General features: G+C 70.9%; 22 protein-coding genes and 1 riboswitch. Of the genes, 10 read left to right on the forward strand and 12 right to left on the reverse strand.

Annotated features, from left to right (window positions below; genetic code table 11):
- Positions 1-56 precede the first annotated feature (56 nt).
- Both OG611_RS16485 and OG611_RS16490 read left to right on the forward strand, forming a co-directional pair.
- Positions 57-1,403 carry a class II 3-deoxy-7-phosphoheptulonate synthase gene (locus OG611_RS16485; protein ID WP_266420370.1) on the forward strand — a complete coding sequence of 449 codons (1,347 nt, stop codon included), beginning with the start codon at positions 57-59 and terminating at the stop codon, positions 1,401-1,403.
- 170 nt (positions 1,404-1,573) lie between these two features.
- Positions 1,574-1,882 (forward strand): bacterioferritin-associated ferredoxin, encoded by a 309-nt coding sequence (locus OG611_RS16490; RefSeq protein WP_266420373.1) that lies wholly within the window; start codon positions 1,574-1,576, stop codon positions 1,880-1,882.
- Between the two features lie 20 nt (positions 1,883-1,902).
- Here the strand turns inward: OG611_RS16490 and bfr are convergent, their stop codons facing one another.
- Positions 1,903-2,382, reverse strand: a complete 480-nt coding sequence (gene bfr, locus OG611_RS16495) for a bacterioferritin (RefSeq protein ID WP_266420376.1) — start codon at positions 2,380-2,382, stop codon at positions 1,903-1,905.
- Positions 2,383-2,537: 155 nt separating this feature from the next.
- On the opposite strand from bfr, the gene OG611_RS16500 reads away from it, so the two are divergent.
- On the forward strand, positions 2,538-3,170 hold the full coding sequence (locus OG611_RS16500) for a sulfite oxidase-like oxidoreductase (RefSeq protein WP_266420379.1): 633 nt from the start codon (positions 2,538-2,540) through the stop codon (positions 3,168-3,170).
- Positions 3,171-3,202: 32 nt separating this feature from the next.
- Here the strand turns inward: OG611_RS16500 and OG611_RS16505 are convergent, their stop codons facing one another.
- The 6 genes from OG611_RS16505 to thiO form a co-directional block, all read right to left on the reverse strand.
- Positions 3,203-3,751 carry a DUF4396 domain-containing protein gene (locus OG611_RS16505; RefSeq protein WP_266420381.1) on the reverse strand — a complete coding sequence of 183 codons (549 nt, stop codon included), beginning with the start codon at positions 3,749-3,751 and terminating at the stop codon, positions 3,203-3,205.
- A gap of 80 nt (positions 3,752-3,831) precedes the next feature.
- Positions 3,832-4,686 carry a deoxyribonuclease IV gene (locus OG611_RS16510; protein WP_266420384.1) on the reverse strand — a complete coding sequence of 285 codons (855 nt, stop codon included), beginning with the start codon at positions 4,684-4,686 and terminating at the stop codon, positions 3,832-3,834.
- Between the two features lie 6 nt (positions 4,687-4,692).
- The gene (gene pknB, locus OG611_RS16515; protein ID WP_266420387.1) at positions 4,693-6,609 is read right to left on the reverse strand and encodes a Stk1 family PASTA domain-containing Ser/Thr kinase; all 1,917 of its coding nucleotides are present in this window, start codon (positions 6,607-6,609) and stop codon (positions 4,693-4,695) included.
- Positions 6,610-6,720: 111 nt separating this feature from the next.
- On the reverse strand, positions 6,721-7,515 hold the full coding sequence (locus tag OG611_RS16520; protein ID WP_266420389.1) for a thiazole synthase: 795 nt from the start codon (positions 7,513-7,515) through the stop codon (positions 6,721-6,723).
- Between the two features lie 2 nt (positions 7,516-7,517).
- Positions 7,518-7,745, reverse strand: a complete 228-nt coding sequence (gene thiS / locus OG611_RS16525) for a sulfur carrier protein ThiS (RefSeq protein WP_266420391.1) — start codon at positions 7,743-7,745, stop codon at positions 7,518-7,520.
- The gene (thiO, locus tag OG611_RS16530; RefSeq protein WP_266420394.1) at positions 7,742-8,926 is read right to left on the reverse strand and encodes a glycine oxidase ThiO; all 1,185 of its coding nucleotides are present in this window, start codon (positions 8,924-8,926) and stop codon (positions 7,742-7,744) included. The genes thiS and thiO overlap by 4 nt, the downstream gene beginning before the upstream one ends.
- Positions 8,924-9,036, reverse strand: a riboswitch (TPP riboswitch). It overlaps the preceding gene by 3 nt.
- A 50-nt stretch (positions 9,037-9,086) precedes the next feature.
- On the opposite strand from thiO, the gene OG611_RS16535 reads away from it, so the two are divergent.
- The 7 genes from OG611_RS16535 to OG611_RS16565 all read left to right on the forward strand — a co-directional run bounded on the left by OG611_RS16535 (position 9,087) and on the right by OG611_RS16565 (position 15,553).
- Positions 9,087-9,242, forward strand: coding sequence for a hypothetical protein (locus tag OG611_RS16535; RefSeq protein ID WP_266426317.1), 156 nt, complete (start codon positions 9,087-9,089; stop codon positions 9,240-9,242).
- 28 nt (positions 9,243-9,270) lie between these two features.
- Positions 9,271-10,524 (forward strand): NAD(P)/FAD-dependent oxidoreductase, encoded by a 1,254-nt coding sequence (locus OG611_RS16540; RefSeq protein WP_266420396.1) that lies wholly within the window; start codon positions 9,271-9,273, stop codon positions 10,522-10,524.
- 116 nt (positions 10,525-10,640) lie between these two features.
- Entirely contained in the window at positions 10,641-12,389 is a 1,749-nt protein-coding gene (locus OG611_RS16545) for a peptide-N4-asparagine amidase (protein ID WP_266420398.1), read from the forward strand.
- A 43-nt stretch (positions 12,390-12,432) separates the two neighbouring features.
- Complete coding sequence (locus tag OG611_RS16550; protein WP_266420400.1) at positions 12,433-12,798, forward strand: Rv2175c family DNA-binding protein; 366 nt, start codon at positions 12,433-12,435, stop codon at positions 12,796-12,798.
- A 107-nt stretch (positions 12,799-12,905) separates the two neighbouring features.
- Entirely contained in the window at positions 12,906-13,559 is a 654-nt protein-coding gene (gene thiE / locus OG611_RS16555) for a thiamine phosphate synthase (protein ID WP_266420403.1), read from the forward strand.
- A 99-nt stretch (positions 13,560-13,658) separates the two neighbouring features.
- Positions 13,659-14,576, forward strand: a complete 918-nt coding sequence (gene metF / locus OG611_RS16560; protein WP_266420405.1) for a methylenetetrahydrofolate reductase [NAD(P)H] — start codon at positions 13,659-13,661, stop codon at positions 14,574-14,576.
- A gap of 50 nt (positions 14,577-14,626) precedes the next feature.
- Positions 14,627-15,553, forward strand: a complete 927-nt coding sequence (locus OG611_RS16565) for a hypothetical protein (RefSeq protein WP_266420408.1) — start codon at positions 14,627-14,629, stop codon at positions 15,551-15,553.
- Between the two features lie 51 nt (positions 15,554-15,604).
- On the opposite strand, the gene OG611_RS16570 is transcribed toward OG611_RS16565, so the two are convergent.
- The 5 genes from OG611_RS16570 to OG611_RS16590 all read right to left on the reverse strand — a co-directional run bounded on the left by OG611_RS16570 (position 15,605) and on the right by OG611_RS16590 (position 21,651).
- Entirely contained in the window at positions 15,605-17,122 is a 1,518-nt protein-coding gene (locus tag OG611_RS16570) for an NAD(P)/FAD-dependent oxidoreductase (RefSeq protein WP_266420411.1), read from the reverse strand.
- Positions 17,123-17,152: 30 nt separating this feature from the next.
- Positions 17,153-17,770, reverse strand: a complete 618-nt coding sequence (locus tag OG611_RS16575) for a DUF4126 domain-containing protein (RefSeq protein WP_266420413.1) — start codon at positions 17,768-17,770, stop codon at positions 17,153-17,155.
- A 362-nt stretch (positions 17,771-18,132) separates the two neighbouring features.
- On the reverse strand, positions 18,133-18,744 hold the full coding sequence (locus OG611_RS16580) for a TetR/AcrR family transcriptional regulator (protein ID WP_266420416.1): 612 nt from the start codon (positions 18,742-18,744) through the stop codon (positions 18,133-18,135).
- 29 nt (positions 18,745-18,773) lie between these two features.
- Positions 18,774-20,861 carry a YhgE/Pip domain-containing protein gene (locus tag OG611_RS16585; RefSeq protein WP_266420419.1) on the reverse strand — a complete coding sequence of 696 codons (2,088 nt, stop codon included), beginning with the start codon at positions 20,859-20,861 and terminating at the stop codon, positions 18,774-18,776.
- Entirely contained in the window at positions 20,833-21,651 is an 819-nt protein-coding gene (locus OG611_RS16590) for an ATP-binding cassette domain-containing protein (protein ID WP_266420422.1), read from the reverse strand. The genes OG611_RS16585 and OG611_RS16590 overlap by 29 nt, the downstream gene beginning before the upstream one ends.
- Between the last annotated feature and the right edge of the window lie 82 nt (positions 21,652-21,733).

The raw sequence follows: 21,733 nt of genomic DNA on the forward strand, positions 1-21,733 counted from the left end.
CTATTGAGCTCGCGGATGGACGCACCGCCGGAACCCGTAGTGTTGAGGTTGTGACCGTGAACGCCAATACCTCCGTCGCCGGTGGCAACACCTGGCGAGACCTTCCCGCGGCGCAGCAGCCCGAGTACCCCGATGCCGAGGCTCTGCGCGATGTACTCGCGGACCTCGCGTCGTATCCGCCCCTCGTCTTCGCGGGCGAGTGCGACCAGCTGCGCGCCCGCATGGGAGCCGTCGCCAAGGGCGAGGCGTTCCTGCTGCAGGGCGGTGACTGCGCCGAGGCCTTCGACGCCGTGTCGGCCGACCACATCCGGGCCAAGCTGAAGACGCTGCTCCAGATGAGCGCCGTCCTGACGTACGCGGCCTCCGTGCCCGTCGTCAAGGTGGGCCGGATCGCCGGGCAGTACTCCAAGCCGCGCTCCAAGCCGACCGAGACCCGCGACGGCGTCACCCTGCCGACCTACCGCGGCGACTCCGTCAACGGCTTCGCCTTCACCGAGAAGGACCGCGTCCCGGACCCGGACCGGCTGAAGCAGATGTACCACGCATCCGCTTCCACGCTGAACCTGGTCCGCGCCTTCACCACCGGCGGTTACGCCGACCTGCGCCAGGTGCACGCCTGGAACCAGGACTTCGTGAAGTCGTCCCCGTCCGGCCAGCGGTACGAGGCGCTCGCCCGCGAGATCGACAACGCGCTGAACTTCATGAAGGCGTGCGGCACGGACCCGGCCGAGTTCAAGGCGGTCGAGTTCTACTCCTCGCACGAGGGCCTGCTGCTGGACTACGAGTCGGCGCTGACCCGCACCGACTCGCGCACCGGCGAGCTGTACGACACCTCCGGCCACATGGTCTGGATCGGTGAGCGCACCCGCCAGATGGACGGCGCGCACATCGAGTTCGCCTCGAAGATCCGTAACCCCATCGGCATCAAGCTCGGCCCGACGACCACGGTCGACGAGGCGCTCGGCTACATCGATCGCCTCGACCCCGAGCGCGAGCCCGGCCGGCTGACCTTCATCGTCCGCATGGGCGCCGACAAGGTCCGCGACAAGCTCCCGGCCCTGGTCGAGAAGGTCACCGCGTCCGGCGCCACCGTGGCGTGGGTGACCGACCCGATGCACGGCAACACCTTCGAGGCCGCCTCCGGCCACAAGACCCGCCGCTTCGACGACGTCCTGGACGAGGTCAAGGGCTTCTTCGAGGTGCACAAGGGCCTCGGTACGCACCCGGGTGGCATCCACGTCGAGCTCACCGGTGACGACGTCACCGAGTGCGTCGGTGGCGGACACGAGATCTTCGTGGACGATCTGCACCAGCGCTACGAGACGGCCTGCGACCCGCGGCTCAACCGCAGCCAGTCCCTCGACCTGGCGTTCCTGGTCGCCGAGATGTACCGGGACCAGTAGGCGTCACCGCAGGTGGCGCGCGTACGACTGTGGGGCACGGATCGATGTGATCCGTGCCCCACAGGGCGTTCGGAGGTTTTCAACGCCTTTCGGCGCCGGGTAAGGTTAGGTTAGCCTCACCGGTAGATGGGGTGGCAGCCAACGATCGATCCCGCCGGGAGGTGAACCGCGTGTACGTCTGCTCGTGCTTCGGCATCACGGAGAAGCAGGTCAAGGAGCATGCGGACGCCGGGGCGTGCACACCCCGGCAGATAGCCTCGGCCTGCAAGGCGGGCACCGACTGCGGCGGCTGCGTCCGGGCCATCCAGGCCGTGCTCGGCCGCGGCACCTGCCCGCGCCGCGAACTGCTCGACCGGAAGCGGACCCCCGGCACCGCCGACGAGACCACCACGGGCGCCGGATCCGGGACGGAGCCTGGCATCGCTCCCGGCATCGCCCGGGGCGTGGCGCCGGGAATCCCGCTCCCCGACGCGGCCTGACCCTTCCCGCCGGTGCCGGTCTAGCTGTCCGGCTGCTCGATTACCTGGGCGATGTACAGCGGCTCGCCGAGCTTCTCGACCAGTTCCAGCTGGGTGTCGAGGTAGTCGATGTGGTGCTCCTCGTCCGCCAGGATCGACTCGAAGATGTTCGCGGACGTGATGTCGCCCTTGCCGCGCATCAGCTCGATCCCGCGCTTGAGGCGGTCGATCGCCTCCACCTCGACCTGGCGGTCGGCCTGGAACATCTCGGTGACGGTCTGGCCCACCCGTACATGGAACAGCCGCTGGTAGTTGGGCAGTCCGTCGAGGAAGAGGATGCGGTCCGTGAGGATCTCGGCGTGCTTCATCTCGTCGAACGACTCGGAGCGGGTGTACTTCGCGAGCTTCGTCCAGCCGAAGTTGTCCTGCATCTTCGCGTGCAGGAAGTACTGATTGATGGCAGTCAATTCTGCGGTCAGCTGCTCGTTCAGGAACTCAAGGACCTCGGGGTCGCCCTGCATCGCAGAGGCTCCTTCCAACCGGTGAACTGGGCAAGTTGGCCGCATCCTGTCATCGCACCCGATGGCCGTCCAGTAAGTACAGGCTTACTGCGAGTTGTCCGGATTGCCCCCTGTCCTGGTCAGGACCACCCCTGCCTGTCTGTCACCATGGAGTCATGGGTCAGCCGGAAAGCCGGGAACAGTGCGCGTCAGAGCAGTCCGAGCTTCCGCCGGGACAGCGACTCCAGCGTGGTTGGCCGGTTACCCACTACGGGCCCGTGCCCAAGTTCAAGCCGGACCGCTGGGAGTTCCGGGTCTTCGGGGCCACCGCCGACGGCGAGAAGCACTGCTGGAACCACCAGGAGTTCTCGGCGCTGCCGTTCGCCTCGGTCGTCGCCGACCTGCACTGCGTCACGAAATTCAGCATGATCGGTGCCGAATGGGGCGGAGTCCTGGCCCGCACGGTGCTGGAACTCGCGCCGCCCGCGCCGAACGTCACCCATGTGATGGTCTGGGCCGAGTACGGATTCAGCTCCAACCTGAGGCTCTCCGACTTCGCCTCGGACCGAACACTTTTCGCCACTCACAAGGGCGGTGAACTGCTCACCGCCGAGCACGGATTTCCGCTCCGCCTCGTCGTGCCGCATCTCTACGCCTGGAAGGGGCCCAAGTGGGTCCGGGGCGTCGAGTACATGACGGCCGACCGCCGCGGCTTCTGGGAGGAGCGCGGCTATCACAACATCGGTGACCCGTGGAGCGAGCAGCGGTACTCCTACCAGGAAGAGCCCGGGGACGGCCCCGAGCTCTGACCTGACGGCTCCGGGGCGGTCCGGCCCGTTCCTCAGTGGTGGTATTGGTGCACCACCGCGTGCCCCTTGCCCCGGCCGATCATCCACTTGTTGACCGGTGTGGTGACGACGAAGGCGGCGGCGAGCGAGAGCACGAGCGCGCCCCAGAACAGCGCGTCGGAGAGGGTGGCGTCCATGGCGCCCGGCCACAGCGCGATCACGCCGTTGTCGATCAGCTCCATCACCGCGATGGACAGGGTGTCGGCGGCGAGGGCGACCCGCAGGGCGGTACGGAAGTCGACGCCCGCCTTCAGGATCGAGCGCAGGGTGAGCGTGTAGCCGAAGAGGAAGGCCAGGACGATGGCGAGCACCATCGTCGCCATGTTGCCCCAGCCGAGCGCCGTGCCGATCACCATGCCGAGGATCTCGCCGATGGCGCAGCCGGTGAGGCAGTGCAGCGTGGCCCGAGCGGCCATGGCCCAGCCCGCCTTGCCGGGGCGATGCCCGGCGTGCCCGGCGTGCCCGGCGTGCCCGGCGTGACCCGTGTGATCTGCGCGGTCCGCGTGGTGGCTGTGCTGCCCCTGGTGTGTGTCGTGCTGCATGGCGATCCCCCAATGTCGGGTAGCGGTTCCTGCCGACAGCAAGAACCGTATACCCCTAGGGGGTATTCCTGGATGGGGAATCAGGTGTCGCGCAGCCCCTTCAGCCGGGCCACGTCCGCCGCGTGGCCTTCCTTGCCGCCCGGCGTCTCGATGATCAGCGGCACGCCCGCGGTCGCCGGATGCGAGAACAGCTCACGGAACGGTTCCTCGCCGATGTGTCCGGCGCCGATGTTCTCGTGCCGGTCCTTGTGAGCTCCCACCACGTCCTTGGAGTCATTGGCGTGGATCAGTTTCAGCCGGCCCTCGCCGACCGTCGCCACCAGCAGGTCCAGCGTCTGCCGCATCCCCGCCGGGCCGGTCAGATCGTGGCCCGCCGCGTAGATGTGGCAGGTGTCGAGGCAGATGCCGAGCTTGGGGTGGGCGTCGAGGGCGTCGAAGTACGGGCCGAAGTCCCAGGTGCGCGAGCAGAGCGAGAACCCCTGCCCGGCGGTCGACTCCAGCAACAGATACGGGTCGTCGTCATGCGTCAGCTCGTCCAGGAGCGGCCGCATGTGTGTGCGTACCTGCGCGAGGGCCTGCTCGCGCGGCCGACCGCCGGTCGCCGATCCGGTGTGCACCACGACGCCCAGGGCGCCGATCTCGCGGGCGCGGCGCAGCGAGTGGCGCAGCGACTCCACGGACTTCTCGACGGTCGCCTCGGTGTGCGATCCGAAGTTGATCAGGTACGGGGCGTGGACGTACGCCGGTATGGATTCGGCGGCGCACTCGGCGCGGAACCGCTCGTCCTGGGCCGGGTTGCCGACGGGGGTCGCCCAGCCGCGCGGGTTGGCGACGAAGACCTGGACGGCCTCCGCCCCCATCCCGCGGGCGTAGGGGAGGCCGACCTTGGCGAGGCCGCCGGCCACCGGAACATGGCCGCCGACTGGGTTGCGCATGTGGATCTAGAGTCCCTTGGTCTTGATGGTGATGGTGCTGCCTTCGGGGGCCTGCTTGCCGCCGTCGACGGACTGGCTTGCGATGGTGTCGCTGAAGGATAGGAACGGGCGGTCGACCTTGACCTCGAAGCCCGCGTCCTTCAGTTCGCTCGTGGCTTCGTCGACGTCCTTGCCGGTGACGTCGGGGACATCGATCATGCGCGGCCCGTCGGAGACCGTGAGCTCGACGGTGTCGCCCTCGGCGGCCTCGGTGCCTTCGCCGGGCGACTGCCGGGCGATGTCGCCCGCGTCCTCGGCGGAATTGACCCGGTCGGGCAGCACCTTTGCCTTCAGCCCCTCGTCCTTCAGCGCGGCGGTGGCGTCCGCGACGGACAGCCCGGTGACATCGGGGACGTCCACCGGAGCGCCCTTGCTGACGAACAGGGCGACCGCCGAGTCCGGGTGGCGCCCGGTGCCCGCCACGGGGTCCGTACGGATCACGTCGCCCCGTGCCGTCTCCTCGCTGAACTCCTTGGTGACCATGCCGGGCACCAGACCGGCCTTCTTCAGCTCACGCCTGGCATCGGCGAGCGAGAGGTCCTGGACGGCGGGCACCTTCACGATCTCGGGACCGCGCGAGACGACGAGCGTCACCGCGTCATTGCCCCTGACACGGGCGCCGGAATCCGGGTCGCTGCTGATGACCTTGCCGCGCTCCACCGTGTCGCTGTAGGCCCGCTCGACGCCCTTGAGGTCCAGACCGACGTCCGAGAGCCGCCGCTCGGCGTTCTTCTCGCTCTGGCCGAGCAGCGAGGGCACCCGGGTGAACTGCCCGGAGTTGATGTACCAGACACCGGTACCGATCCCCAGCGCCAGCAGTACGGCGACGACCGCGGCTATGACGGAGCGTCGCGGTCCGCGGCGGCGCCGGTCCTGCGACGCGGTCCGTGGCTGCTCCGGCGGGGGCATTTCCAGCCGGCTGGTGTGGTGCGAGACGCCCTGGTCGGCCGGGAGCAGCCGCGGGATCACGCTGGTGCGGTCCTCGGCGGCGTCGTGCACCTCGGCGGTGGCCTGCGGCGGTACGGCGTCCAGCTGGGCGTCGGTGAGGCCGGAGCGGGCCTCACGGGTCTCGGCGAGCAGCGCCACCGCGTCGAACGGGCGGACCTCGGGGTCGCGGGCGGTGGCGCTCGCCACCAGGCCGTCGAGCTCGGCCGGAAGCCCCGGGACGGCGGCCGACGGCGGCGGGACGGCCTCGTTGAGGTGCTGGTAGATGACCTGGGCGGGGGTGTCGCCGCCGTGCGGCTTGGACCCGGTCAGCATTTCGTACAGGACGACGCCGCAGGCGTACACATCGGTGCGGGTGTCCGCCGTGCCGTTCTCTATCTGCTCGGGGGCGAGATAGGAGACCGTGCCCAGGAGGGACCCGGTGGTGTCGGTGACGGTGCCCACCGCCCGTACGAGTCCGAAGTCGGCGACCTTGACCCGGCCGTCGTCCCCTATCAGGACGTTCTCCGGCTTCATGTCGCGGTGTACGAAGCCCGCCCGGTGCGCCGCGCCGAGGGCGGCGAGGACCGGCTCCAGGATGTCCAGTGCGGCCCTCGGCTGAAGCGCGCCGCGATCGCGCAGCACGTCGCGCAGGGTGCAGCCCGCGACGTACTCCATCGCCAGGTAGACGTACTGTCCCTGGGCGCCCTGGTCGAAGACCGCGACCACGTTGGGGTGCGCGAGCCGGGCCACGGACTTGGCCTCGCGGATGAAGCGCTCGACGAACGAGACGTCGGTCGCCAGCGCCGGGTGCATCACCTTGAGGGCGAGCACCCGGTCGAGCCGGGTGTCCACGGCCCGGTAGACCGTGGCCATGCCGCCCACGGCGATGCGGGCATCGACGCGGTAGCGGCCGTCGAGCAGCTGCCCGACAAGAGGGTCCTGGAGGGTCGTATCCACGCAGGCGAGTCTACGAGCCGCCACGGACACGGCCCACGGGCCGGGGCACTCCCGGGGCCGTACTGCAGCCGAGCCGTGACAGGAACATGCGCTGTGCGCCGTACCGGCGGCTCAGAAGGCCGGGCGCTCCGGGTCCAGCACCGCGCGCCCCTCCGCCGGCGACGACGCCTCGGCGAAGTGGCGGCGCGGAATCCGGCCGGCCCGGTACGCCAGCCGCCCGCCCGCCACCGCGTGCCGCATCGCCGTCGCCATCAGCTCGGGCTCCTGGGCCCGGGTCACCGCGGACGCCAGCATCACCGCCGCGCACCCCAGCTCCATCGCGAGCGCCGCGTCGGAGGCCGTCCCGGCGCCCGCGTCGAGGATCACCGGCACCCGGGCCTGCTCGACGATCAGCTGGAAGTTGTGCGGATTGCGGATGCCGAGCCCGGAGCCGATGGGGGAGCCGAGCGGCATGACCGCCGCGCACCCCACGTCCTGGAGCCTGCGGGCCAGCACCGGGTCGTCATTGGTGTACGGCAGCACGGTGAAGCCGTCGTCCACCAGGATCTCCGCGGCGTCCAGCAGCTCGATCGGGTCGGGCAGCAGGGTCCGCTCGTCGGCCACCACCTCCAGCTTGATCCAGTCGGTGCCGAGCGCCTCGCGGGCCAGCCGGGCGGTCAGCACGGCCTCGCCCGCGGTGAAGCAGCCCGCCGTGTTGGGCAGGACGCGGATGGAGAGCCGCCGCAGGACGGAGAGCACCGAGCCCTGCACGGTCGGGTCGAGGCGGCGCATCGCGACGGTGGTCAGCTCGGTGCCGGACGCGGTCAGGGAGCGCTCCAGCACGTCGAGGCTCGGCGCCCCGCCCGTGCCCATGATCAGCCGGGAGCCGAACGTGGTGTCGCCGAGGGTGAAGAGGTCGTCCGCCATGGTCAGCCTCCCTGGACCGCGGTCAGGACCTCGACGCGGTCCCCGTCGCGGAGTGCGGCGGCGGACCACTGGCCGCGCGGTACGACGGTCTCGTTGACGGCGGCCGCGACGCCGGAGAGCGCGGCGGTCAGGGTGGCGACCAGGGTGTCCAGGGTCGTGCCCGCGGCGAGGAGCCGCACCTCGCCGTTCACGGACACGGACACGGAGGGAGGTACGGGCTCGGCGGTCATGCGGGCTGCTCCTGACGTACGGGGGCGGCGGCGGACGAGAAACGGTGCGGGGTGAAGGGGCGGGCCGGCTCGGGCGGCTCGCCGCCGGTGAGGAGCTCCGCCATGACGTCACCGGTGATGGGGGTGAGCAGCACCCCGTTGCGGTGGTGGCCGGTGGCGAGATGGAGGCCGGGCAGGGCGGTGGGGCCGAGCAGCGGGGCGTTGTCGGGGGAGGCGGGGCGCAGGCCGGCCAGAGTCTCGGTGAGCGGCAGCTCGGTGATGCCGGGTACCAGCTCGTGGGCGTCCCGCAGCAGCTCGTAGACGCCGCCCGCGGTGACGGTGGTGTCCCAGCCCAGCTCCTCGCTGGTGGCGCCGACGACCAGTTCGCCGTTCGCGCGCGGCACCAGATAGACATGGCTGCCCCGGACCACGGCCCGTACCGTCCGGCTCAGGAACGGTGCGTACGGGGCGGGCACGGTCAGCCGCAGCACCTGGCCCTTCACCGGCCGGACCGGCGGCACGACCTCGTCCGGCAGCCCCGGCAGTCGGCCGCTGAGGCTGCCCGCGGCGAGCACGACCTGGTCGGCCGCGAGCTCCGTGCCCCCGGCGAGCACCGCTCCGGCGGCCCGGTCGCCCATCACGCTCAGGCGCTCCACCCAGCCGCGGTGGAAGACCACCCTGGCCCGCTCGCAGGCGGTCAGCAGGGCGGCGGCCAGCCGGCGGGGATCGATCTGGTGGTCGCCGTCGACCCGCAGGCCGCCGCGGACGCCCGGCGCGAGCATCGGCTCCAGCCGGCGGCACTCACGGCCGGTGAGCCACTCCGACTCCAGGCCCGAACGCCGCTGCAGGGCGTGCAGGTCCCGCAGATGGGCGCGGTCGTCGGAGTCCAGCGCGACGGCCAGGGTGCCGCAGGCGCGGAAGCCGGTCTCCTGCCCGCTCGCCGCCTCCAACTCGGCCGCGAAGGCCGGATAGCGGGCGGCGGAGGCGACGTTGAGGCCCAGCAGGAGCTGTTCGCCGTAGTGGAGTTCGGTGACGGCGGCCAGCATGCCGGCCGCCACCCGGGCGGCCCCGCCACCCGGTTCGGGGTCGGCGACAGCGGTGCGCAGTCCGCGTTGCGCGGCCCGCCAGGCGGTCACCAGGCCGATGATTCCGCCCCCGATGACCAGGACATCGGATCCGTTTCCGTTCCGAGAAGAACGCATGGGCTTCCAGCCCCTCCCTTCGCCGGCATGACCCGGATCAGGTACGTACGGTCGGAGGCCGCCCAGCCTCCCTCTCAGCCCGGTGCGTCCGGGCTCCCGCGAGTGCTTTACGTCGCCACCCTAAACCCCGTCCCCCCGGCCCGGTAAGGGAGCAGCCGCCGTGGCCCGTTCGCTCGACGGACTCGTCCTGTCACCGGTGACCGGCCGGGCGCCCGGCCGGGTCGGCACCCGGACCGGCGACACACTCGACTTCCTCCCGTGGGAGTCGCGGGAGGGCGGCGGGAGGAGCACGGTCGGAGGACACACCCTTTCCTGACGATCTATCAGGTGCTTAAGGTGTACGGGTGAGCGAGCAGCAGCAGTCGGAGCAGCCGGAACGGCGGGCGGGACGCCGCGTCGTCATCGTCGGTGCGGGCATGGCCGGGGTGCAGACCGCGGTGGCCCTGCGGGAGCAGGGCTTCACCGGCCCCGTCACCCTGATCGGCGCCGAACCGCATCAGCCCTACGACCGGCCTCCGCTGTCCAAGGCGGTGCTCCTCGGCAAGGCCGAGGACTCCGCCTTCGACATCGACTTCGAGGCGCTGGAGATCGATCTGCGACTGGGCCGCGACGTCACCGGTGTGCGGCCCGCGGCGCATGAGCTGGACACCCCGTCGGGACCCGTTCCCTACGACGTCCTGGTGATCGCGACCGGTGCCGAACCGGTCGTCCTGCCGGGGTCCGAGGGCGTTCCCGGCGTTCATCTGCTGCGCACCCTCGACGACGCGGCACGACTGCGGCCGGTCCTCGACGAGCAGCACGGCGTCGTGGTCGTCGGCGCGGGCTGGATCGGCGCCGAGTTCGCCACCGCGGCCCGCGCCGCGGGCTGCGCGGTCACCGTCGTCGAGGCCGCCGACCGTCCCCTCGCGGGCGCGATGCCCGCGGAGGTCGCCGCCCCGATGGCCGCCTGGTACGCGGAGAGCGGCGCCGAACTCCTCACCGGAGCCCGGGTCGCCCGCATCGAGCCGGGCCGGGTGGTCCTCGCGGACGGCCGTACGGTCCCGGCCGGAGCGGTCGTCGTCGGAATCGGCGCCCGGCCCGCCACCGGCTGGCTGGCCGGCTCCGGCATCGCGCTCGGCCCCGACGGATCGGTGACCGCCGACGGGGCGCTACGCACCTCGCTGCCCGATGTGTACGCGGTCGGCGACTGTGCCTCGTTCCCCTCCGCCCGGTACGGCGAACGCCTGCTCGTCCACCACTGGGACAACGCGCTCCAGGGCCCGCGCACCGCCGCCGCCAACATCATCGGAGCAGCCGCCGACGGCCCGGCACCGATGACCTACGACCCCGTGCCGTACTTCTGGTCCGAGCAGTTCGACCGGTTCGTGCAGTACGCGGGCCACCACGGGAGCGCCGACACCCTGCTGTGGCGCGGCGATCCGGCCGAAGCCGCCTGGTCGGTGTGCTGGCTGCGCGAGGGCGTGCTGGTCGCGGTTCTCGCCGTCGGCCGGCCGCGCGATCTGGCGCAGGGGCGCAAGCTCATCGAGGCGGGGGCGCGGCTCGATCCGGCGCGGGCCGGTGACCCATCCGTACCGCTGAAGTCGGCGATCCGTCAGTAGGCGTACGGAAAGCGGACGTTGGTGTCCGCCATGTGGGCTCCCCCTTGGAGGGGGGCCGAAATTAGTGCACTGTGCATCTTTTGGATTGCTCATTTCACACTCTTCGAAGGATGCGCATGTTCCGGCACAGATGGGCCCGCGCGCTGCGCGGAATCTCCATGGCCTCGGCGTCGATCGCCCTCGTCGGAGGCGCACTCGCCGCCCCGGCGTACGCGGGCGCCACCCCGAAGCCCGGTTCCAACCCGGCTGTCGACTACCAGGACCCGATCGACGCACTGCCGCCGGTCTCCCGTCCGGACACCAAGAGCTGCTCGGTGACGGCCGTCGACCACGACTTCGGCTACACCCTCGGCGGACCGCCGTACACCACCACGCTGACCCCGCCCAAGCAGTGCAAGGGTCCGTGGAACAAGGTCGTCCTCGACTGGTCGGGCAGCGTGAAGGGGCGTCAGTACGACCGCCTCGCCGCAGTCTTCATCGGTGGCGCGGAGGTCTTCCGCACCAGCACCGCCGAGCCCGACGAGGACGGCATCAGCTGGCACGTCGCCAAGGACATCACCGACTTCGCGCCGCTCCTCAAGGACCCGCAGAAGCTTCAGGTCGAACTGGGCAATGTCGTCAACGAGACGTACACCGGTGTGTACAGGATCAAGCTGAAGATCACGTACTACCAGGCCGACAAGCGTCACCCGGCCGCCACCACGGCCGACCGCATCGTCCCGCTCGGTGACACCGGCTCCGACAACGCCCCCTGGATGAACGTCGGCAAGGGCGGCTCCACCCGCACCGAGGTCACCTTCCCGCGCAACCTGACCAAGGCGCGCCTGGAGGTCTACGCACGCGGTGGCGGCTGCGACGAGCAGTGGTTCGACGCGGTCCCCAGCGACCTGGCGGAAACCGCTCCCGACTACCTCTGCGGCGGCGGCCCCTACCGTGAGGTGCAGGTCGCGGTGGACGGACAGCCCGCCGGCCTCGCCCAGCCGTACCCCGTGGTTTACTCCGGCGGCATCGTGCCGACCCTGTGGCGCCCGATCCCGGCTATCGACCAGTTCAGGACCGAGGCGTACGACATCGACCTCACCCCCTTCGCGGGCCTGCTGGCCGACGGCAAGCCGCACGCTATCGGCATCACCCCGTACGGCGCGGCCGACGGCTGGAACGTCGACGGCTCGCTCTTCCTCGACACGGACGCGCACGCGTCCCGCACGAGCGGCAAGGTGACCACCAACACGCTCGGCCACACCCCGGTCGTGAAGACCGTCCAGACCCCGGGCGAGAACGGCTCCACGGACGTCTCCGTGTCGACCGGCCGCTCCTGGAAGATCTCGGGCTATGTCGAGACCTCGAAGGGCCGGGTCACCACCACCGTCGAGCAGAAGTTCGCGTACACCAACACGGACAACGTCTCCCGCACGGGCAGTCACCAGGTGATGCATCAGCGTGACCACGGTTCCACCACGGTGACGACCCGGACCCACGGGCGCACGGACGCGCAGCGGCGCACCTGGTCCTACCCCATTGACGTGGACATGGACATCCCGCTGTACGGCGATTACAACAACTACGACATGCGGGCCGCCGTCACCCAGCGCCGTGTGCTCGTCGACGCGTCCCGGAAGGGCTCCGCACACGCGTGGCGCACGGACGCGGTGACGGACGACACCGTGGACTCGACCGGCAGCCTCGCCCGCACGAACGGTGTCGTCCAGTCCGCCGACGGAGCCTCGACCGAGAAGTACCGGGGCACCACCGACACCGGGGCCTGCTACGCGCGCTCCCTGACGACCGCGCACGGCTGGGTCACCGGTGACCGGCAGAGCCGCTGCCGGGTCGCCGACGTGGTCCGCGAGGCCCTGAAGGGCTGACTCCGGGTATCGGCTGTCAGTCCGGGATGGCAGGCTTGTCCCTGTGACCGAGATTGACGCAAAGATCGATGCTCTCGTCCCCGCCTGGCTCCACCTGCCCGACATCGCCGAAATGCTCGATGTCGAGGTGACGCGCGTGCGGCAGCTGGTCAAGGAGGGCCAGCTGATCGCCGTACGACGTGGTGAGAACCGGACACTCCAGGTGCCTGCTGCCTTCATCGACGGCAACAAGGTGGTCAAGGGCCTCTCCGGCACCCTGACGCTCCTGAGGGACGACGGCTACAACGACGAAGAGATGCTGGAGTGGCTCTTCACCCCCGACCCGACCCTGCCGGGCACCCCCGCCCAGGCACTGAGCGAGAATCGTGGCACGGAGGTGAAGCGCCGCGCCCAGGCGCTCGCCGTCTGACCGCCGGCCGTATGTGAGGCGCGGGCCGCGCGACACCGCGCGGCCCGCGCCCCCGCACCGCCCGGCGACAACCGCTCCACGATGCTCTCCCAGGGGGGAACCGCACCATGCCGACGCCTCGCGCGCTGCTGTCCGATGCCCGGCTCTATCTGTGCACGGACGCCCGCAGGCGCCAGGGCGACCTCCCCGAGTTCCTCGACGCCGTCCTCGCCTCCGGGGTGGACATCGTCCAGCTCCGCGACAAGGGCATGGAGGCGGCCGAGGAGCTCGACCACCTGGCCGTCCTCGCCGAGGCGTGCCGGCGCCACGGCAAGCTCCTCGCGGTGAACGACCGGGCCGATGTCGCCCATGCCATCGGCTCCGACGTGCTGCACCTCGGCCAGGGCGACCTGCCGGTGTCCGCCGCCCGAGCCGTCCTCGGAGAGGACGTGCTGATCGGCCGCTCCACGCACGCCGGGTCCGAGGTCGACGCGGCCGTCGCCGAGCCCGGCGTGGACTACTTCTGCACCGGCCCCTGCTGGCCCACCCCGACCAAGCCCGGTCGGCACGCCCCGGGCCTGGACCTGGTGCGGTACGCCGCCTCGCTCGACCAGTCGCGCCCCTGGTTCGCCATCGGCGGGATCGACGCCGGCAATCTCGACGAGGTGCTGGACGCCGGAGCCCGCCGGGTCGTCGTCGTACGGGCGATCACCGAGGCCACCGACCCGGCCGCCGCCACCGCCGAGCTGGCCGGGAGGATCCGGGCGCGCGCCACGGCGTGATCAGGCCAAGTGTCCGAAGGATGGACAAACAACCAGTCAATTCGGGCAATTCACGCTGGTCCGGTCCTTCGGTCGTCGTGCTCTGGTTAACCTGCCCGTATGGCCCTTGGCACACCATCCACCAGGACAGATCACGCACGCACGGTGCGTGAGCTCCTTGCGACCGGCAAGACCTCGTACTCGTTCGAGTTCTGGGCGCCCAAGACCGAGAAGGGCGAGCGGAACCTCTGGAACGCGCTGCGCCGGGTCGAGGCGGTGCGGCCGAGTTTCGTCTCCGTGACCTACGGGGCCGGTGGCTCCACCCGGGCCGGGACGGTGAAGGCCACCGAGCAGATCGCGGCCGATTCCACCCTCACTCCGGTCGCCCACCTCACGGCGGTCAACCACTCCGTCGCCGAGCTGCGCAACATGATCGGGCAGTACGCGGACGCCGGGATCCGGAACATCCTCGCCGTGCGCGGAGACCCGCCGGGCGACCCGATGGGCGAGTGGATCGAGCACCCGCAGGGCGTGCGGTACGCGGCCGATCTCGTCCGGCTCATCAAGGAATCCGGCGATTTCTGCGTCGGCGTCGCGGCATTTCCCGAGATGCACCCGCGCTCGACCGACTGGGACACCGACATCCGGCATTTCGTGGACAAGTGCCGCGCCGGTGCCGACTATGCGATCACCCAGATGTTCTTCAATCCGGAGGACTATTTGCGTATGCGTGACCGTGTGGTCGCTGCGGGTTGCGAAACCCCGATCATCCCCGAGGTCATGCCGCTGACCAGCGTCAAACAGCTGGACAGGTTTGCGCAGCTCAGCAACGCGTCTTTCCCCTCGTCCCTGAAAGAACGCATCCTCGCCGCCAAGGACGATCCCGCCGCTGTACGCTCCATTGGCATCGACTTCGCAACGCAGTTCTGCGCGAGGCTGCGATCCGAGGGTGTGCCCGGATTGCACTTCATTACGCTCAACAACTCGACGGCGACGCTCGAAATCTACGAAAATCTCGGACTGCACAAGCAGTCGTGACCGGCCGTACCCGCCGCGACCCGGGGCGGTGGCCGTAGAAGGGGGCGGGCATGGGCTGGACGGTCCTCTACATCGCGTTCGGAATAGTCGCGCTGTGGCTGCTCGGCGAGGTGCTCCTGCAGTACAAGGCGCGCCTTCGCTGGAGACTGCTCGCCTTCGGAGGCTTCGGCTGCGTGGTCGTCGGCGTGCTGATCCCGTCGGTGTTCGTCATCGTCCTCGGCACGATCGCCTTCGCGACCGGCCAGACATACGTCACGCTCTCCTTCCGGCGCGGCTTCTCCACCGGCTGGGCCATAGGGGGCAGGCCCGGCGCGAGCCGTCGTCGCCGGGGCGGCGGCGATCGGGAGGGCCGCGGGCCCACGCTCCAGGTGTCGGACGTGGAGACGGCGTACGACGGCCAGGCCCCGCAGCGCGCGGACGCCGAGGCTCCGGTGGCCGCGGTCTACGAACCCGAACCGCTGCCGGACGACACCGGGCAGTACGGCGTCTACTCCGACCACCACCGGTCGCAGCAGGGGCCGGGCCAGGAGGGGCAGCCCCAGCCGCAGTACGCCGCGTACGACCCGTACACCGCCCCCGCCCCTGCCTCCGCCGCGTACGGGGCGGAGGGCCAGGAGCCGTACGCCGGTCAGGACCCGCTCGCCGGGCAGTACGACTACGGCGCCGAGCGGCAGCAGTACGCCGCGTACTCCGACCCGTACATCGGGACCGGCACCACCGGCGGTCCCGCGCAGTACGAGGCGTACGACAGCTACGGCAACGGCTACGACAGCTTCGGTGGCCAGCAGCAGCACGACCCCGACCCGTACGCCCAGCAGTACGCTCCCGAGACCCCGCCGGGCGGTGTCTGGGTGCCTCAGCAGCGCGAGGGGGAGCAGTACCCGGTCACACCGCCGGAACAGCCCGCGCAGCCCGCCCCGTTCCCGAACGGCTACAACAACGGCAACGGCTACGACGAGCAGCAGTACCGCTACTGACGACGGGCGGGCGGCCCGATCGCCGGCGGGCCCGGCAGACGGCTCTCCCGGTCACTGCGAGCCGCGGAAGCCGTCACCCTCCACGATCAGCCCGGCGACCAGCGCTCCCGACATGCCCGCGTGGGCGAGACCGCCGCCCGGGTGTGCCCAGCCGCCCGCTGCGTAGAGCCCCGGCAGCCGGGTGCGATTGCCCGGGTGCAGATACGCGCCGCCCGCCCCGGCCAGCGCGGGCGCGGGCACCGAACCGCCCTCGGCGCCGGTGTCGGCAGCGGTCTCGGCCGGTGTCCGCACCTCGGCATGGAGCAGCCGCTCCCGTATCCCGGGCACGGCCGCGGCCGCCGCCTCGATCAGCGCATCGGCGCACCGCTCGCGCACCGCCGGGTCCATCCAGTCCACCGCCCCGTGCGGGGCGACCGTCGCCATCAGCGTCACCGCCTCGTGCGCGTCGTCGGGGCGGGTCGACGGGTCGTCCGGGCGCAGCACCGTCACCGTGGGGCGCTCGGCGAGCCTTCCGTCGAACACCGCCGCGCGCTCCGCCGCGCCGTCCTCGGGATGCACCAGCGTCCGGTGCACGGCATCCGCGGGCCGGGCGCCGCGCAACGAGAGCAGAACCAGGAACCGGCCCGGCACCACCTCTTCTCCGGACCGGGGCCGCACCGCCACGTCGCCGTCCTGCCACAGCTCCTGACCGGGCACCAGCCCCGGCCACGGCCGGGCCCCCAGCACCACATGGCCGGCCTCGGCGACCGTGCCGTCCATCAGCTCGACGCCCGCCGCCCGGCCGTCCTTCTCGACGACCCGGGCCACCTCGGCGCCGAAGACGAACTCCACCTTCCGCGCCAGGCACCGCTCGTACACCGCCTGTGCCAGGGCCCGCATCCCACCGGCGACGTACCAGCTGCCGAACGTCTCCTCCATGTACGGCAGCAGGGCGGCCGCCGCCGGGGCGCGCAGCGGATCGAGCCCGTACGACAGGGCGTACCCGTCGAGGAGCGCGGCCAGCCGGGGGTCCGCCAGCTCCCACGCGCCGACCTCCGCGACCGTGCCCGCCTGTTGGGCGGAGCGCAGCAGGCGGCGCCGGCGGAGCGCCGGATACGGATCACGGCCGAGCACCTGCCAGTCGGGGCGCAACGGCTCCTCCAGGAGCGGACGCCGGGACCGGTCCCAGGCATCGCGTGCCCGGTCCAGGAACTCGCCCCAGGCCGCGCCGACGCCGCCACCGAGCGCGCCGTCCAGCGCGGAGACGACCCCGGCCCGTGAGGCGTTCGGCAGCGAGACCGCCGTGCCGTCGGCGAACAGATGACGGCTCGCCGGATCGACCTGGGTCATGGTGACGCACCGCTCCAGCGGCTCCTTGCCGGTCTTCACGAACAAGTCGCGGTAGACGGCGGGCAGATGCAGCAGCGTCGGACCGGTGTCGAAGGCGAAGCCCTCATGGGCATGCCGGCCGACCGAACCGCCGAAGGTCTCCGACCGCTCGTACACCGTCACCCGGTGGCCTGCCACGGCGAGCCGGGCGGCCGCCGCCATCGCGCCCATCCCGGCGCCGATCACCGCAATACGTGCCATGTCAGTGACCTTAACGGCCACCACCGACAGTCAGTCCGGCGGCCAGTGCGAACCCTTCCCGGCCAGGCGTTTCTCCTCCCGCCGCTGAGCCCTGCGGCGCAGATACCGACGGATTCTCGAGGCCAGGAAGGCCAGTATCACGATGCCCAGCAGCAACAGTGTCCCCGCGATGACCGCGGCCACCACCGGATGGAATATCGCGAAGGTGACGATCCCGGCGACGCCCAGGTCCTCCGCGATGCTCACGGCGACATTGCTGAACGGCTCGGGGGAGGAGTTGACGGCCATTCTGGTGCCCGCCTTCACCAGGTGGCTCATCAGCGCGGTGGAACCGCCCACCGCCGCGGCGGCGAGCTGCGGCAGCGAACCGCTCTCGCCGGCCAGCAGCGCGGCCACGACGGCACCGGCGACCGGCCTGATGACGGTGTGCACCGAGTCCCAGACCGAGTCCACGTACGGGATCTTGTCGGCCACCACCTCGCACAGGAAGAGAACGCCGGCCACCACGAGGACATCGGTGCGTTGCAGCGACGCGGGCACCTCGTCGGTCAGACCGGTCGTGCCGAAGACACCGAGCAGCAGGACCACCGCGTAGGCGTTGATCCCGCTCGCCCAGCCGCTCGTGAACACCAAGGGAAGTACGGACACGGACGAGATCGTAGGCCAGATGGCGCAACGCCCGGGATGGGTTCGGCGCGCAGCTCTGAGTATCCGTACCTAGGCGACGAGATGAGTAGATGCGCGGATGGGTTCCCACCCGTGCGGACGGGAGAGTGGAACGCACGGAGAGGGCGCGGCTCCGGCACCGCCGGCACGGGGCGGCGGAACGGTCGCGGCGTTCCCTCCGGAACGGGGGAGCACGAAGGAGGGCCCGGGGACCACGGGGGAACGAAGGTCACGGGGGAAGGCTCTCCGGCAGTACGGAAGACGCCGGTCCGGCGCAGGCTCGGGGGGATCGAGCCTCACCGGACCGGCGTCTTTCCGTGCTGCCGCGCACCCGGCCGGGCGGATCAGCGCCCGCTGACCCGCCCGTGCAGGAGCAGCGACAGTGCCGAGTGCACATCGTCGATCGAACGCTCCGGCTGGAACGCCTGCCAGTCCAGGGCCGCCACCAGCACCATGCCGACCAGCGCGGCGGCCGTCAGCGGGATGTCGATCTCCTCGCTCAGCTCGCCGTTGCCCACACCCTCGCGCAGTACCCCCTCCACCACCGCGACGGCTTCCTGACGTACCACCAGGAGGGTCCCCTGCCAGGCACGGTTGGTGCGCCACAGCTCCGCGACGTACAGCTGGGTGAAGGCCGGATAGCGGTCGATGAAGACCAGACCGGCCCGGATCATCGCGTCCAGGGCCTCGACCCGGGTGCCGCCGCGCTCCTCGGTCTCCTCGGCCGCGGAGCGCAGCGAGGCCGTGAGCAGTCCGACGCCGTGGCGCAGCAGCTCCTCGAAGAGCTCGGTCTTGCTCTTGAAGTTGTAGTAGACCGTGCCCTTGGCGACCCCGGCGCGCTCGGCGATCTCGTCCACCGTGGTCGCCGAGAAGCCCTTCTCGGCGATGAGGGTCACGGCCGCTTCGTAGAGCTTCTGCCGGGTGGCCCGGCGACGCGTGGTGCTACTGCTTTCCATGCCCCCGATTCTCACAGGTTCCGGCGTGCTCACAGGCTCAGCTCCGGGTGGAGCCGGTCCAGGGTCCACACCTGCTTGCGGCGTGCGGCGACCGCGGTCAGGGCGAGCGCCCCCGCCGTGAAGGCCAGCAGCACCGCGCTGCCCTGCCAGACCGGGCCCAGGCCGCCGCCCGTGATCAGCCGGCGCAGCCCCTCGACGATGTAGCTCATCGGCAGGTAGGGGTGGATCGCGTTGAAGAATCCGGGGCTGGTCTGGACGGGATACGTTCCCCCGGCCGAGGTCAGCTGGAGCATCAGCACGGCCAGTACGAGGATCCGTCCCGCGGCTCCGAACCGGGCGTTCAGCCACTGCACGATCGCCGCGAAGCAGCAGGTCACCAGCGCCAGGAAGCCGACCGTTCCGGCGGCGCGGGCCATCTGCAGACCGAGCCCCCAGTGCAGTACGGACATCAGGGCGGCCACCTGGAGCAGACCGATCGCGGCCACCGGCAGCCAGCCCGCGAAGGCGATCCGCCAGGCGGAGGCCCCGGCGGCGAGCGCGCGCCGGTTGAGCGGCTGGATCAGCATGTAGGCCACCATCGCGCCGACCCAGAGGGAGAGCGGGATGAAGTAGGGCGCGAAACCGGTGCCGTAGTTGGGGGCCGCGTGCAGCGACTGGGAGGCCAGCTGCACCGGGTCGGCCATGACTCCCGTACGGGCATCGCGGTCCTTCTTGTCGTAGTCGGGGATCTGGCCGACGCCGTCGTTGAGCCCCTGGGCGAGGGTGGCCGAGCCGTCGCCGAGCCGGATCAGCCCGCTGTCCAGGTTGGTCGCGCCCTTCTTGAGATCGCTCACGCCGGTGTCCAGGTCGGCGGAGCCGGTCCTGGCGGTGGCCAGGCCGGTGTGCAGATCGTCGGCTCCCTTCGCGACCTTGTGGGCTCCGGTGTTGAGCGCGTTGACCTTCTTGACGGCGGACTTCAGGTCCTCGTCCAGATGCGGCGCACGCTCCGCCAGGTCATCGGCCTGCCGCTGAAGCGTGGTCAGCTGGGTGCGCAGCTTCTTCAGATCACCGTTCTGGTTCGTGACCAGCACGTTCACATCGTCGGCGACAGCGGCGACGTCGGCCGCCGCGGTCTTGGCGCGCTTCAGCGGCGGGCAGACGGTGGAGTCGGGCACCGGCTCGTCCGTGCAACTGGTGCGGTAGATCTCGGCCAGGTCGTCGGAGGCCGTGTGGGCGGCGGTGGCCGCGGTGGGCGCCGCCTTCACCAGCAGATCGAGGTTGTCCCGCACGGTCTTCGAGGAGTCGGAGACCAGCCGGGCGGTGTCGCCGATCGACTTGCCGTTGTCCTTGAGGAACGGGCGGACGTCGGCCGCCACTCCGTTCACCTTGTCGGCGAGCTGCTGAGTGCCGTCGGCCACCTGCCGGGAACCGGTTTCGAGGTCGTCCGCGCCCTTGTTCAGTTTGACGATCCCGCCGGCCAGCCTGCCGCTGCCGTCCTTGGCGTCCTTCAGGCCGTCCGCGAGATCCTGCGATCCCTTCTTGGCCCTGCCGATGCCGCCCTTGAGATCGTCGGCTCCCTTGGCGGCCTTCGCCGTCGCGTCGTGGAGGTCGGAGAAGTTGATGAAGATCCGGTCGTAGAAGCCGCGCGAGGCGTTGGTCGACGCGGCGGTGCGCACCTCGGAGAACACCGTCCGGGAGATCTGCCCGACGATGTAGTTGTTGGCGTCGTTGGTCCGCACCTGGAGAGCGCCTGTCTCGGGGGAGTCGCCCGAACTGGACGCGATCCGCTGGCTGAAGTCCGACGGCATGGTGAGCGAGAGGTAATACGTCCCGTCCTCGACACCCTTGTCGGCCTCGGCGGAACTCACCTCGTGCCAGTCGAAGACCTTGGAGTCGAGGAGCTTGCCGGTGATCTCGTCGCCGGCCGCGATGCGCTTGCCCGACGCGGTGGCGCCCTTGTCGTTGTTGACCAGCGCGACGGGGATCTTGTCGAGGCGGCCGTACGGGTCCCAGAAGGACCACAGGTACAGGGCGCCGTACAGCAGCGGCAGGAGCAGCAGCGCGACCAGTGCGGCGCGCGGCAGCTTTCCCCTGCCGAAACGCTTGAGCTCAAGCGCGGCCAGTCTCGGCGAACGCATCGGCCGTTCCTTCCTCGGTCGTGGTTTCCCCGGTCGCGGTCTCGGCGGTCTCCGCGGTCGCGCCGTCCGTGCCGTCCGCGTCGTTCGTGCTGTCCGCGCTGTCCGTACGCAGGGTGATCGCGTCCTCGGGCGCCTGACTGCAGACGGCGAGCACGGTCGTTCCGTTGTCCGCGATGGACCGCAACAGCTCCCAGGCCTCGGCACGTTCGGCGTCGGAGAGCTTGAGATCGGTGTCGTCCACCGCGAGCAGCCGGGGGCCGCCGATCAGCGCGAGGGCGATGGAGAGCCGCAGCGCCTCCAGCCGCTCCAGATCCCGTACGGAGGTCCGCCCGGCCTTGGGCAGGGTGTCCGGGTCGAGTCCGGCGGCGTCCAGCGCCGCGTCGATCCGTTCCCGGGCGGTGGCGACCCGCTCGGCGCGCGGGCGCAGCAGGGCGCGCAGCGAACCGTCGAAGCGGCGCTGCAGCAGGGCCCGCTCGCGCAGGTGCTCGGCGACGGTGAAGGCCGGGTCGAGCTCGCTGACCCCGGGGACCGGGCCCAGTGCGGCGATGCGGCGTACGGCGGCCATCTTGCGCGGCAGACGCAGCCCGCCGATCTTCGCGTGGCCCTCGCTGGGGCGCATCCGGCCGGTGAGAGCGAGCAGCAGGCAGGTGCGGCCCGAGCCGGACGGGCCCTCGATCGCCACCAGCGAACCGGGTCCGGCATCGACACCCAGGCCTCGGAAGGCCCAGCCGCGCGGCCCCTTGAGGCCGAAATTCTCGGCGGTGACGGATGCCCCGTGCGGGCTGTCCACAGGTCCTCCCCCTTGTTTTGAACTGACCAGTCAGTTCAAAAAGGTAGCCCGAACTTGCGAACGAAGCAAAAGCGCAGGTCGG

The sequence above is a fragment of the Streptomyces sp. NBC_01363 genome (genome assembly GCF_026340595.1).
Lineage (GTDB): Bacteria > Actinomycetota > Actinomycetes > Streptomycetales > Streptomycetaceae > Streptomyces.

Bases quoted from the DNA above. Each gene is read 5' to 3' on its own strand.
- bfr (WP_266420376.1), bottom strand. From the start codon at position 2,382: ATGCAGGGCGACCCCGAGGTCCTTGAGTTCCTGAACGAGCAGCTGACC.
- OG611_RS16500 (WP_266420379.1), top strand. From the start codon at position 2,538: ATGGGTCAGCCGGAAAGCCGGGAACAGTGCGCGTCAGAGCAGTCCGAG.
- OG611_RS16505 (WP_266420381.1), bottom strand. From the start codon at position 3,751: ATGCAGCACGACACACACCAGGGGCAGCACAGCCACCACGCGGACCGC.
- OG611_RS16510 (WP_266420384.1), bottom strand. From the start codon at position 4,686: ATGCGCAACCCAGTCGGCGGCCATGTTCCGGTGGCCGGCGGCCTCGCC.
- OG611_RS16520 (WP_266420389.1), bottom strand. From the start codon at position 7,515: ATGGCGGACGACCTCTTCACCCTCGGCGACACCACGTTCGGCTCCCGG.
- thiS (WP_266420391.1), bottom strand. From the start codon at position 7,745: ATGACCGCCGAGCCCGTACCTCCCTCCGTGTCCGTGTCCGTGAACGGC.
- thiO (WP_266420394.1), bottom strand. From the start codon at position 8,926: ATGCGTTCTTCTCGGAACGGAAACGGATCCGATGTCCTGGTCATCGGG.
- OG611_RS16545 (WP_266420398.1), top strand. From the start codon at position 10,641: ATGTTCCGGCACAGATGGGCCCGCGCGCTGCGCGGAATCTCCATGGCC.
- thiE (WP_266420403.1), top strand. From the start codon at position 12,906: ATGCCGACGCCTCGCGCGCTGCTGTCCGATGCCCGGCTCTATCTGTGC.
- metF (WP_266420405.1), top strand. From the start codon at position 13,659: ATGGCCCTTGGCACACCATCCACCAGGACAGATCACGCACGCACGGTG.
- OG611_RS16565 (WP_266420408.1), top strand. From the start codon at position 14,627: ATGGGCTGGACGGTCCTCTACATCGCGTTCGGAATAGTCGCGCTGTGG.
- OG611_RS16570 (WP_266420411.1), bottom strand. From the start codon at position 17,122: ATGGCACGTATTGCGGTGATCGGCGCCGGGATGGGCGCGATGGCGGCG.
- OG611_RS16580 (WP_266420416.1), bottom strand. From the start codon at position 18,744: ATGGAAAGCAGTAGCACCACGCGTCGCCGGGCCACCCGGCAGAAGCTC.
- OG611_RS16585 (WP_266420419.1), bottom strand. From the start codon at position 20,861: ATGCGTTCGCCGAGACTGGCCGCGCTTGAGCTCAAGCGTTTCGGCAGG.